At 38.0% G+C, this 12,652-nt stretch carries 14 protein-coding genes; 6 read left to right on the forward strand and 8 right to left on the reverse strand.

Annotated elements, in window-relative coordinates; genetic code table 11:
- Positions 1-13 precede the first annotated feature (13 nt).
- The 3 genes from map to LV716_RS02750 are packed head-to-tail and all read left to right on the forward strand — an operon-like array spanning position 14 to position 2,066.
- Entirely contained in the window at positions 14-832 is an 819-nt protein-coding gene (map, locus tag LV716_RS02740) for a type I methionyl aminopeptidase (protein ID WP_163416267.1), read from the forward strand.
- Between the two features lie 50 nt (positions 833-882).
- On the forward strand, positions 883-1,263 hold the full coding sequence (locus LV716_RS02745; protein ID WP_163416268.1) for a GxxExxY protein: 381 nt from the start codon (positions 883-885) through the stop codon (positions 1,261-1,263).
- Positions 1,264-1,301: 38 nt separating this feature from the next.
- Positions 1,302-2,066 (forward strand): class I SAM-dependent methyltransferase, encoded by a 765-nt coding sequence (locus LV716_RS02750; protein ID WP_163416269.1) that lies wholly within the window; start codon positions 1,302-1,304, stop codon positions 2,064-2,066.
- Here the strand turns inward: LV716_RS02750 and LV716_RS02755 are convergent, their stop codons facing one another.
- The 8 genes from LV716_RS02755 to LV716_RS02790 all read right to left on the reverse strand — a co-directional run bounded on the left by LV716_RS02755 (position 2,067) and on the right by LV716_RS02790 (position 9,606).
- A complete protein-coding gene (locus tag LV716_RS02755; protein ID WP_163416270.1) occupies positions 2,067-3,077 on the reverse strand; it encodes an FAD:protein FMN transferase in 1,011 nt (336 codons plus the stop codon).
- Positions 3,077-3,436, reverse strand: coding sequence for a Na(+)-translocating NADH-quinone reductase subunit F (locus tag LV716_RS02760; protein WP_163416271.1), 360 nt, complete (start codon positions 3,434-3,436; stop codon positions 3,077-3,079). Before LV716_RS02760 ends, LV716_RS02755 begins: the two co-directional genes overlap by 1 nt.
- An 89-nt stretch (positions 3,437-3,525) precedes the next feature.
- Entirely contained in the window at positions 3,526-4,833 is a 1,308-nt protein-coding gene (nqrF, locus tag LV716_RS02765) for an NADH:ubiquinone reductase (Na(+)-transporting) subunit F (protein ID WP_163416272.1), read from the reverse strand.
- A 2-nt stretch (positions 4,834-4,835) separates the two neighbouring features.
- A complete protein-coding gene (gene nqrE, locus LV716_RS02770) occupies positions 4,836-5,576 on the reverse strand; it encodes an NADH:ubiquinone reductase (Na(+)-transporting) subunit E (protein ID WP_163416273.1) in 741 nt (246 codons plus the stop codon).
- 12 nt (positions 5,577-5,588) lie between these two features.
- Positions 5,589-6,236 (reverse strand): NADH:ubiquinone reductase (Na(+)-transporting) subunit D, encoded by a 648-nt coding sequence (locus LV716_RS02775; protein ID WP_163416274.1) that lies wholly within the window; start codon positions 6,234-6,236, stop codon positions 5,589-5,591.
- 1 nt (position 6,237) lies between these two features.
- Positions 6,238-6,990 (reverse strand): Na(+)-translocating NADH-quinone reductase subunit C, encoded by a 753-nt coding sequence (locus LV716_RS02780; RefSeq protein ID WP_163416275.1) that lies wholly within the window; start codon positions 6,988-6,990, stop codon positions 6,238-6,240.
- Position 6,991: 1 nt separating this feature from the next.
- Positions 6,992-8,251 (reverse strand): NADH:ubiquinone reductase (Na(+)-transporting) subunit B, encoded by a 1,260-nt coding sequence (locus tag LV716_RS02785; RefSeq protein WP_163416276.1) that lies wholly within the window; start codon positions 8,249-8,251, stop codon positions 6,992-6,994.
- 2 nt (positions 8,252-8,253) lie between these two features.
- The gene (locus LV716_RS02790) at positions 8,254-9,606 is read right to left on the reverse strand and encodes a Na(+)-translocating NADH-quinone reductase subunit A (protein ID WP_163416277.1); all 1,353 of its coding nucleotides are present in this window, start codon (positions 9,604-9,606) and stop codon (positions 8,254-8,256) included.
- 149 nt (positions 9,607-9,755) lie between these two features.
- Between LV716_RS02790 and LV716_RS02795 the strand changes: the two genes are divergently transcribed.
- The 3 genes from LV716_RS02795 to apaG are packed head-to-tail and all read left to right on the forward strand — an operon-like array spanning position 9,756 to position 12,607.
- On the forward strand, positions 9,756-11,000 hold the full coding sequence (locus tag LV716_RS02795) for a DUF5103 domain-containing protein (protein ID WP_163416278.1): 1,245 nt from the start codon (positions 9,756-9,758) through the stop codon (positions 10,998-11,000).
- Positions 11,001-11,029: 29 nt separating this feature from the next.
- Entirely contained in the window at positions 11,030-12,217 is a 1,188-nt protein-coding gene (locus LV716_RS02800) for a DUF3667 domain-containing protein (RefSeq protein WP_163416279.1), read from the forward strand.
- 3 nt (positions 12,218-12,220) lie between these two features.
- Positions 12,221-12,607, forward strand: a complete 387-nt coding sequence (apaG, locus tag LV716_RS02805) for a Co2+/Mg2+ efflux protein ApaG (RefSeq protein ID WP_163416280.1) — start codon at positions 12,221-12,223, stop codon at positions 12,605-12,607.
- Positions 12,608-12,652 lie beyond the last annotated feature (45 nt).

The raw sequence follows: 12,652 nt of genomic DNA on the forward strand, positions 1-12,652 counted from the left end.
TATCTTTGCATCCATGGTAAAAATTAAAACTTCTGAAGAAATCGAATTGATGCGTGAAAGTGCATTGGTCGTTTCTAAAACCTTGGGTATGTTGGCTTCAGAAATAAAACCTGGTGCCAATCCATTACAATTGGATAAAATGGCCGAGGATTTTATACGGGAACAAGGTGCAGAACCTGGTTTTTTGGGCATGTACGATTTTCCAAACACGCTTAATTGGAGCCCAAACGCCCAAGTTGTTCATGGTATTCCCGGTAATGAACTTTTAAAGGATGGTGATATTATCTCCGTAGATTGTGGTGCGCTTAAAAATGGATTCTATGGAGATCATGCTTATACATTTGAAGTAGGTGAAGTTGCAGAAGAAACCAAAAAGCTGCTCAAAATAACCAAAGAGTCCCTCTACATTGGAATCAAGGAATTCAAAGAAGGAAATCGAGTAGGTGACGTGGGTTATGCCATCCAAAATTATTGCGAAAATCATGGCTATGGAATTGTTCGTGAACTGGTTGGTCATGGGTTAGGAAAAGAACTGCATGAAGATCCCCAAATGCCAAATTACGGAAAACGAGGACGTGGAAAAAAGTTCGTCAACGGAACGGTCGTTGCCATTGAACCCATGGTAAATATGGGAACAAGGAGAATTAAACAGCTTAAAGATGGGTGGACCATATTAACTGCGGATGGTAGGCCAAGCGCACACTTTGAACATAATGTGGCCCTTGTGGACGGAAAACCTGAACTACTTTCGACCTTTCAGTACATCTATGATGCTTTGGGAATTTCCAGCAATGAAGAGGAGGAGTTTAGATCAAGGCAAACAACTGCCTAAAACAATTTTCACAGAGTTTCTCTGAGGATACCCGGAGTTACACAAAGATTATGGAAGATAATCATATAACGAGTATCATAATAAAGTCTGCTATCGAGGTACATAAAGCCTTAGGGCCAGGATTATTAGAATCAGCATATCAAGAATGCTTGTTATATGAACTAAAGCAGAATAATCTCTCTGTTACAAAAGAAGTTGCACTACCTGTTCTTTATAAAGAAGTAAAATTAAATCATGGATATAGAATTGATTTGTTGGTAGAAAACAAAATTGTTGTCGAATTAAAAACCGTTGAATGTTTTACCGATGTTCACTTTGCCCAAATATTGACATACCTTAAACTTGGCAAATTTGACTTAGGTCTTTTGATTAATTTTCATACAAGCCTTCTCAAAAATGGAATAAAGCGTTTTATAAATAAACCTCTGTGAAACTCTATTTAGCTCAGTGCAACTCAGTGTAATAAAACATGTCCGAAATATTCAAATATTTTCTAAATCTAATTCCAAGGCCTTGGCTCATTAAAATAAGCTATTGGGTGCGTCCGTTCATAGCTATCCTATTAAGGGGAAAAAAATACACAGACCCCATTGACGGTAAAAGCTTCCGAACATTTCTTCCGTACGGTTATGAAAATCCACGTGAAAATGTGCTCGCCCCCTCCACCCTTTCTTTGGAAAGACATAGACTCTTATGGTTGTTCCTAAAAAATGAAACAGATTTCTTTACAAAACCACTAAAAGTATTGCACTTTGCTCCCGAACAAGCATATCATAAAAGGTTCAAGCAATTGTCGCACCTTGACTATACCACAACAGATTTAAATTCGCCTTTGGCGGAAGTAAAAGCGGATATCTGCAACCTTCCTTTTGATGATAATTCTTTTGATGTTATTCTTTGCAACCATGTCCTGGAACATATTCCCAACGATACCAAAGCAATGCAAGAGCTGTACCGTATATTGAAACTTGGAGGTTGGGGCATTTTTCAAATACCCCAAGATTTAAATAGAAAAAAGACCTTTACGGATGATTCTATTACTGACAGAGAAGAAAGGGCCCGAATTTTTGGGCAATACGATCATGTTCGCATTTATGGAAGGGACTATTTTGATAAGCTTAGAAGTATTGGCTTTACAGTAGAAGAGGTTGACTACACAGAACAGCTAACTAAAGAAGAGGTTGAAAAATATCGATTGGCTAAAGGAGAAATCATACCCTTGGTCAAAAAATAGTTATTTTACAAGAATTTCCTGAAAGCCTTTTGTCATAAAGTTTGCTGTATTACCATCATCATCTACGTAAATAATGAAGGCCTCCATTTCTTTATGTTTCTCTAACAGTTCAAGGGTAGCATCTAAATTCATCGCCATAAACGCAGTGGCATAAGCATCTGCTTGCATACAGTATTCTGCTATTACCGTTGCAGATAAGATATTCGAGTTTTTGGTATATCCCGTTTTGGGATTTATCGTATGTACATACTTTTCTTTGGTTACCGGATCTACCCTGAATTTTCTATAGTTACCGGATGAAGCCATAGCCGCATCTTTTAATTCGATTATCGCCGCTCCTCCCCTATTGGTCAAGTCTTCGGGGTCATCAATAGCAACTTTCCACGATTTACCATTAAGGACATTAGTGCCTTTTGCCAGTATTTCACCGCCTACCTCTATCAAATAATTGTCAATCTCGTTTTCTTCCAACATTCTTCCCAAACGATCTATTGCATACCCCTTGGCAATGGCATTAAAATCAAATCGTATTTCTTTTTTGGCCTTAACAATTCTATAATCCTTTGTAAGTCCAATTTTTTGGAAGCCCACATACTCCATCAAACTATCGACCTTGGTACTATCAAGTTCAATTTGTTGACCTGGACCAAAACCCCAGGCATTTGCCAAAACACCTATAGTGGGGTCAAAATAGCCGTCCGTTTCGTAATGTACATCTTTGCTCTGCATAAAAACATCGAGTAACATCTGATCGATTACAAGTGTTGAATCGCCATCATTTATTTTAGAAATATCAGAATCGGGCAAATAGGTAGACATGGATTTATTAAAAACCTGAAAAACAGAATCGATTTCTTTTTGGAAATCCAACTTCACATCAGAAATATAAATTATGGAATAGGTGGTACCCAGAGCATTTCCAATATTCTGATTTCTGACATAGGTAGTGTTCGAGTTGCATCCCAGCATCATTAGGGCCACTAAGGCAAGAAGAGAAAAACACTTCAACATTATATTTCTATTAATCCGTTATAATCAACTATGTATTCTTCATTTAAATATACAGGTTGTGTCCTGTCCGAAGCATTGGAGAGACTTACCCCGGCAAAATAGGTTCTTGCTTCAAATTTAACCGCATGGCTCTTTACTTTTTCCATCAATTCAACATCAAAATCCCTAGGGTCATTAGGATATGCCACATTCCGTACTACAATAAAATGAAGATTTTTTTCCTTAAGACAGACATATTGTGGATTTTTTTTTGGTTTGCTATTTATTGCCATAAACTCAAACCCATCGGTTTCCAATTGCCTTCCCACTATGTTCATTGCTAGATTGTGCAACTCCTGTTCTGTTAGTATTCTTCTCATAGCAATCAAAAAAACCGATACAAAATGCACCGGTTTGTTTTATGTAATACCTCTACTTTAAAAGAGGCCTTTTATATAAATTACAATTCTTATCCACCAAAGTCGTCAAATCTGATGTGTTCGTCGGGAATTCCAAAATCCTCGCCCATTTTCTGAACAGCTTTGTTCATTAATGGTGGTCCACAGAAATAGAGTTCAATATCCTCTGGAGCTTCATGATCGTTCAAATAATTGTCAATTACACAATTATGTATGAATCCCACAAAGCCGTCTCCAGGTGCATCAATATTTTCCTTTACTTTCCAATTATCTTCTTCCAGCGGCTCCGAAAGTGCCATATAGAACTTGAAATTTGGGAATTCTTCCTCTAATTGTTTAAAGTGATCAATATAGAAAAGCTCTCGTTTGGAACGCCCTCCGTACCAATAGGTAACTTTTCTGTTCGTTTTAAGGGTTTTGAACAGATGGTACAAATGGGAGCGCATCGGCGCCATTCCGGCTCCACCACCCACATAGAGCATCTCAGATTCTGATTCATTAATAAAGAATTCCCCAAAAGGTCCTGATATTGTAACTGGGTCTCCTTCTTTCAATCCGAAAATATAGGAGGAAGCCACACCGGGATTCACATCCATCCATCCGTTTTTAGAACGGTCCCATGGCGGGGTCGCAATACGCACGTTCAACATGATTTCACGTCCTTCAGCGGGATAGGAAGCCATGGAATAGGCACGTTCGACCGTCTCCGGGTTTTTCATGACCAAAGGCCATAGATTAAATTTGTCCCACTCAGCTTTAAACTTATCGGGAGTTTCATGCTCTTCGGGATGGGCAGTTATATCAATATCCGCATACTTGACTTCGCATGGTGGAATTTCAATCTGGATATACCCACCAGCCTTGTAGTTCATCGCTTCGGGAATCTCCACTACAAACTCTTTGATAAAGGAAGCAACGTTATAATTTCGTACAACTTTGGCATCCCATTTCTTGATTCCGAACACTTCTTCAGGAATCTCTATTTCCATGTCCTGTTTTACTTTCACTTGACATGCCAATCGAGCTCCGTGCTGCAGTTCTTTTCTTGAAAAATGGGGCGTTTCTGTAGGCAATGCTTCTCCACCACCTGATAAAACATGGCACTCACACTGAATACAAGTTCCGCCTCCACCACATGCAGATGGTAAAAAGACTTTTTGGTTCCCCAAAGTAGTGAGCAGCGTACTCCCAGAAGCAACTTCGATTTTCTTTTCACCATTAATGGTCAATGTAACCGGACCTGAAGGTGATAACTTTTCTTTGGTAATCAACAAGACCGCTACCAAAAGCAATAATAAGATTAGAAATGCAACTACTGTAATTAAAATAGTACCCCCTGTACTTGTAGCTAATATCATCTTTATTCGTTTATTACATCATTATAAGAGACTGCTTTATCGTCGTCTTCAATCCCTTTTTTAATTTCTTTTTCCTGAATCTTTTCAGCAGTAGTGGGTGCAGTTTCTTCAGGCGGATCATTGTCACCTGTCAACATGCCACCAAAACTCTGAAAGCCGATACCCATTAATCCTGTTATGATGAATGTAATACCCAACCCACGTAATGGGGCAGGCACATTGGAATATCTTATTTTTTCTCGAATAGCAGCTATTGCCAAAATAGCTAAAAACCAACCTATACCTGAGCTTATACCATAGTTTAAAGCTAATCCTAGAGTAGGTATTTCACGAGCTTGCATGAAAAGTGATCCTCCAAGAATTGCACAGTTTACAGCTATTAACGGTAAAAAGATTCCTAAAGAATTATATAACGAAGGAGAGAATTTCTCTACGATAATCTCAACCAATTGCACCATTGTGGCTATAGTTGCGATAAAAAGAATGAAAGATAAAAAACTTAAGTTGTAGTCTGCATATTCAGGCCCTAACCAAGCCAAGGCCCCATCCTGCAATAAGTATTGGTCCAACAACCAATTCAATGGTACCGTTACAGCCAAAACAAAGATTACAGCGGCTCCCAATCCTACTGCGGTAGCAACTTTTTTGGATACCGCCAAATAGGAACACATTCCCAAGAACACGGCAAAAACCATGTTATCAATAAAAATAGATTTGAAAAATAATTCTAAATGCTCTAACATAGTTTAATTCTTTTATGCTTCTTCAATCAACGCTTTATTTCTGGAACGTTGCACCCAAATTATAATTCCTACTACTATCAATGCAGCTGGTGGTATAATCATAAAACCATTGTTTTCATACCCAATCGCATATAAACCTGTTTTAGCGATAGGATCTCCAAGTACAGGCATTCCAAAAAGAGTACCTGAACCCAATAATTCACGGAAAAAACCAACCATAATCAATATCACCCCATAACCGAGTGCGTTACCTATACCATCCAAGAATGATCTCCAGGGTCCATTACCCAAAGCAAAAGCTTCAAATCGACCCATAATAATACAGTTTGTAATAATCAAACCAATGAAAGCACCAAGGGTCTTGCTCAGTTCGTATGCGAAGGCCTTTAGTACTTGGTCCACCATGATTACCAAGGTGGCAACCACTACTAGCTGCACAATAATTCTAATTTTTGATGGAATTACATTTCGCAATAGAGAAATTACTACGTTACCGACACCCATTACAAAAATCACTGAGATAGCCATAACTACTGAAGCCTGTAGCTCAGCGGTAATCGCTAAAGCTGAACAAATACCCAATACTTGAATTGTAATGGGATTATTATCAGCTAAAGGATCTAATATTAGATTTGTATCTTTTTTTGAAAGTATTGCCATCTTAATTATTTATGACTGTTTGTAAATAAGGCTTATATAGGGAAAGACTCTCTTTGATCATGGCACTTACTCCATTACCTGTAATTGTAGCACCTGCCAATGCATCTACCTCATGATCTTGCTTGTTTTCATTTAAAGGATCGTTGTTACCCTTCGCTACTGTAACACCCTTGAATTGATTTCCGTCCATAACGTATTCACCGTTAAAGTCATCCATGAAATAGCGGAGCTTGATGTTTGCACCCAATCCTGCAGTTTCACCTTTGTGATCAAAATAAACCCCTTGAATTACCATATTTTCATCAAGAGAAACAAATCCCCATATGGCATCCCAAAGACCTTTTCCATACATGGGAAGGATGTAAGATTTTTTTCCATCTTTTTCGCCAATGAAAAAAGGAAGCTCTGCATCTTTTCCACTTTTCATTGCTGCAATTTGTTTTTTCACATCTAGAAGATAAGCTTCTTCCTTAGGTTTTACCTCTCCATTATTATCCAGAACATATTGCTCTTTAATATATTTTGAAAACTCTGCTTCTACGGCATTTGTGGGAATAAAATTTACACCACTGTCTTCTGTATTTTCATTTACGCCCATAGCGTAAAGGATATTTTGTTGCTTTGCGAACCGCTCATTTTCATCGATTCTTGGTCGTAATCCAGATGCAAAAGATGCTAAAATCGCTCCCACAACAACCACCATTATTGAAGCAAAAATTACGGTATATCCGTTTTTATCGGTATTGATTGCCATACTATACTGTTTCTACTTTTAATTCTTCTGCCTTACCATCACTTGGTTTTGGTAAAATAGTTGCATTTTTCATCCTCTTCATTCTTCCCTTAACATTACCCCTAACAACATAATGGTCTATGGTAGGTGCAAAGACGTTCATCAGTAATATTGCCAAGAATACACCTTCAGGATAACCTGGATTGAACACACGAATCATTACAGATAGGAATCCGATTAGAAACCCATAAATCCATTTCCCTTTATTTGTCTGAGATCCCGTTACAGGGTCAGTTGCCATGTAAACTATTCCGAATGCCAAACCACCAACTATAAGGTGTTTCCAGAAATCGAATTGCATCAAACCATAAAACTTGCTGTATTCCGGAATCCATCCTGCATCAACAATTCCGTTAAAAATCAATCCCATAGCCAGTGAACCTGCAACAGCACTTACCATGATTCTCCAGCTTGCAATCTTGGTGAAAATCAAAAACAATCCTCCAAGAAGGATTAGAAAAGTAGATGTTTCACCGACAGATCCTGGAATAAAACCGAAAAACATATCTGAAAGTGAGTATGAAAACTCAGATGTATTGCCTTGAGCTAAATATCCTAAAATGGTTTCACCAGAAATAGCATCAGCAGTTCCTGCACGTGCAACACCTTCATGAACCCAAACTTTGTCACCGCTCATCCATGTTGGATATGCGAAAAACAGAAAGGCACGGATGGTAAGTGCAGGATTTAAGATGTTCATCCCAGTTCCACCAAATACTTCTTTACCTATTACAACTCCAAAGATTACGGCGACAGCCAACATCCAAAGCGGAGTATCGATGGGCACGATCAATGGAACCAACATCCCTGTGACCAAATAGCCTTCTTCAACTTCATGTCCTTTAATGACGGCGAAGACAAACTCCACGGCCAAACCAACTCCGTAGGAAACAATAACCAAGGGCAATACTGTAATGGCACCCAACCAAAAGTTGTCCCAAGTAATAAAGTGTTCGAGCACTGAAAAATCGGTTGGAAACCCGTTAACAGCAGAATAATGCTGGTAGCCAGCATTGAAAATACCGAACAACAAACACGGCACCAAGGCCAAGATTACGGTATTCATTGTACGTTTTAAATCATCGACCGCCCTCACATGACCACCGGAATGCGTTGTTTCGTTTGGTGTATATAAAAAGGTGTGAATCGCATTGAAAGCCGGAGCCATTTTCTTGCCCTGATACTTTAACTTTATTTGGTGTAATTTATCTTTCATACCCATAATTATCCAATTTCTTGATACATTAAATCGAGTCCTTCCCTAATTATCTGTTGGTGCGGTTGTTTTGAAATACAAATAAACTCTGTTAAGGCAAAATCTTCTGGAGCCACTTCATACATTCCCAATTGCTCCATTTCATCTAAATCCTTGACCATGCAGGCCTTTAACAATTGTAACGGATAAATGTCCAATGGAAATACTTCCTCATAACGCCCCGTAACAACAAACGCTCTATGTTCTCCATTCGTATTTGTGTCCAAGTCATATTGCTTCTTAGGCTGCATCCATGAGAAAGTGAGTGCCCTAGTGGAAGAAATTTTATTAAAAACAGGCTTGTTCCAGCCAAAGAATTCATAATCATCTCCTTCGGGAATGGCCGTTACTGTATTATTATAAAATCCAAGATGGCCTTCAGGGGTGGTTTTTGAACCTGTAAGAACATCTCCGTTTATCAATCTAAATTTATCTTGGTTCACACCACTGGCATATAGAAAAGTAGATATCTCAGCACCTATTTTTGTAGTATAATATTTTGGTGTTTTTACTGAAGATCCAGATAATGCCACAATGCGCTGTGCATTGAATTTGCCTGTCAAAAGATATTCCCCTATGATAACAAGATCTTGTGGAGCTACTGTCCAGACAACCTCACCTTTGTTTACAGGGTCAATTTTGTTGATTTGTGTTCCAACAAGTCCTGCAGGGTGAGGCCCAGAAACCTTATGTATGGTAATTCCATTAATATTGGCAAATGGTGATGTCGACGTATTACCAACAGAAACATGAATAGCTCCAGGTGTCATTTTGCCCAAAGCAGTAATCGCTGCCTGCAGCTCTGCTTCTTTTCCCTTTAACACGTAATCTGCATCAGCCGCTAAAGGTGCTGTAGTGTAAGCAGAAATAAAAATAGCTTTGGGAGTGGCATCGGGATTAGCTACAATATCATAAGGCCGTTGTTTTATAAAAGGCCAACAACCTGAATTTAAAAGTATTTTTCTAATGGATTCCCCATCCATAGCATTCAAATCAGCAACTTGCGCCAAATGATAGCTTTGTTCTTTATCGGCTAAAATCTTAATAGTCAAGATTCTCCTGCGCGCACCTCTTACGATTTCGACCAGCTCTCCACTTACAGGAGAAACAAAGAGCATATCCTCATTGTTCTTATTGTAAAACAAAGGTTCTCCAGCTTTCACTTCAGCTCCCTGTTTTAACAACATCTTGGGGGTTATGCCATGAAAATCACCAAGGTTGAGCGCATAGACGTTGCTCGATGGAGCTTTAGATGTGGTTTGCTCAGCAGCTCCAACAAGATTGATGTTCAACCCCTTCTTTATTCGGATATCTTTGGACATGTAAGTGTGCCTTTGGTTAACAAAATTGGTCGCAAATTTACTACTAAAAGCATATAAATTACAAATATTAACTAGAATTTTGGGATTACATCGGGCTAAATTTGTCGGGCATACTTTTTGTTTACCTTTACCCCAAAATTACGCCCTAAATGCGCTTTGAGATCAAACAAATATTTTTATGCTTTTTTGTTTCTGGAATTTTTGCCCAGGTACAAGAAGAAATAAATCCCCCTTCCAACATAAAGACCATTGTTTTTACCGGCCCTACTGAAGATCAATTCCCCGTTATTAAGTTGGGAGAATCCATGACACTGGTATTTGACGACCTCACCGCTAATGAACAGGACTATTATTACAAAATAGTTCACTGTGATTACGATTGGACTCCTTCACAGCTGTTAAAATCCCAGTATTTAGTTGGAATGGACAACCAACGCATCATCGACTATGAGAACAGCTACAACACGCTACAACCCTATTCAAACTACAGACTGACCATACCTAACGAGAATATACGCTTAAAGGTAAGTGGCAACTATCTGATAGAAGTCTATAACAGTTATGGTGATTTGCAGTTTTCCCGAAGATTTATCGTTTATAAAGATTTAGTCACTGTAGGTGGTGCCGTTAAACGCTCTAGGGATTTTAATTATCTGAATGAAAAGCAAGTTGTTCAATTTACCATAAATACCTCAGGTTTTCCAGTAGTGAATCCTAAAAAGGAAGTGAAAATTGCTATTTTACAAAATCATTTTTGGCCAACTGCACTTTACAATATTAAACCTCAATTTACCATTGGTACGGAATTGGTCTACCGGTATGACCAAGAGACAAGTTTTTTTGGGGGTAATGAGTTTTTGAACTTCGACACCAAAGATTTAAGGTCGCCAACCTTTGCCATATCCAAAATTGAATTCAAAGAATTGTACCACCACTATTTGTTTACCAATGATTATCGATACGACCAAGAGTATACTTATTTCCCTGATATTAACGGAGATTTTTTTATAAGGACACTGCAAGGAGATGATGTTTCGCGAGAAGCAGAATATTCCCAAGTTCACTTTAGTCTCCCCTACACCAACGAAATTGGATTGGACAATGTCTATGTTTTTGGAAAGTTCAATAATTATGAGCTAGGTGAAGAAAACAGAATGACCTTTAATTCTGACAATGGCAAAATGGAACTCATGATGACCATGAAGCAGGGGTTTCACAATTATAAATACGTTATCGAACGTGAAGATGGAACCATAGATATGAACTATGTCAGCGGAAATTTTCACTTTACCGAAAATAATTACCTCATACTGGTATATTATCGAGATTTTGGAGAACTATATGATGACATCATAGGCATAGGCTCGGTAAACTCAAGAACTATCAGTAATTAATTATATTAGTCCCAAATCCTTGAAAAAGAATGGGAAAAACCAAACCAAACCTAATAACCAAGGGCAGATATCAGCTTAAATTTAGAGGAACCGAATGTCTAAATTGCGGCCACCCCTTAGATATCAGTGACAGATATTGCCCAAATTGCTCCCAAGCCAACAGCACCAAAAAACTGGTACTTAAAGATTTTTTTGATGAATTCTTCTCCAACCTCATCAACTATGATTCAAAACTGCTGCAAACCCTGTATGCACTTTTGATTAGACCTGGTACGATTACCAAGGATTATATTAACGGAAAGCGTGTTGCTTATACAAATCCCTTTCGATTTTTATTAAGCCTAGCATTCCTTTACCTTCTAATATTTACTTACAATGATAGGTTTTCAGCAGTAGACAAGGCTTTTGAAGGTTTTGATGAAAAGCTTGAACAAGCTGAAGTAATGTCCCTTAATTTAACCCCTGAGGATAGCCTAATAGTACGAAAAGAAACGGAAAAAGTCCTTTCTCGATTAGATTCCATAGAGATTCCCGAAACCAATATATCAGAACAGCTGAAACTATTGGATTCCATTGACATTTTTGATTTGGAAAAGAAATCCAAAAGAAAAGATTCGCTCATTAAAGCAAATCCAAGGGCCTATTTTAAAAGCATAAATGATAGTACCGGATGGAGCGATGTATTCTCGAAAATGGAATTCTTTGCTAGAAAGATAAAGCAGGATACACTAAGAAATTTTTCCGATGCCATGAGCAGATATGGAGCAGGCAATAATTTTGAAGATAAAATAGCTTTTAACTCTTCCAACAGTTTGCGAAAGGCTATTCGAGAACCGGGAAGCTTTTTAAATGCCACTATTTCAAAGTTGCCATTTGTGATTTTTTTCTTTTTACCCGTGTTCACCATTTTTATTTGGGTGGTATACATCAGAAAAAAATATACCTACACCGATCATCTTATCTTTAGCTTCCACAACCAGTCATTATTATTTATCTTGCTCATCCTTAGCTTAATAATAGATTCAATTTTTGATACGGCAAGCTCAGGTATGTTTTTACTGATTTTCGGTATTTACCTATATAAGTCGATGCGGAAATTTTATGGGCAAGGAAGATTTAAAACAATTGTCAAATACATTTTTCTGAATACAATATTCACCTTTTTAGCAGTATTTGTGGTGATAATATTATTGACGGGAAGTGCTTTTACTTATTAGCATATGTTTACTCAAATAACAAAAGGGATAAAGGTTTCTGTACAGACTACTTTCGAGGGTACATTTTTTAAAAATTATAAAATGCACTATGCCTTTGGTTATACGGTTACCATAGAAAATCAAAGCAAGGATTCAGTTCAACTGACCGCTAGGCATTGGGATATTTTTGATGCTTTAAAAGAGCCAGAGGCTGTAGATGGTGAAGGTGTAATTGGTAAAAAACCAGTTATTAAACCAGGTAAGTCACACACCTACAGTTCTGGTTGTTTGCTTGCATCGCCCATAGGTGCCATGCAAGGATATTATCACATGGTAAACTTAGCGTCATCCGAAGAGTTTGAAGTGGATATTCCCACCTTTAAATTTGCCGCTCCTTTCGCTGTAAACTAGTTAGAAATCATTTTAGAATCGCTTTTCCTTTTACTACCTTTGATG

This window comes from Flagellimonas sp. HMM57, from assembly GCF_021390175.1.
Classification (GTDB): Bacteria; Bacteroidota; Bacteroidia; order Flavobacteriales; family Flavobacteriaceae; genus Flagellimonas.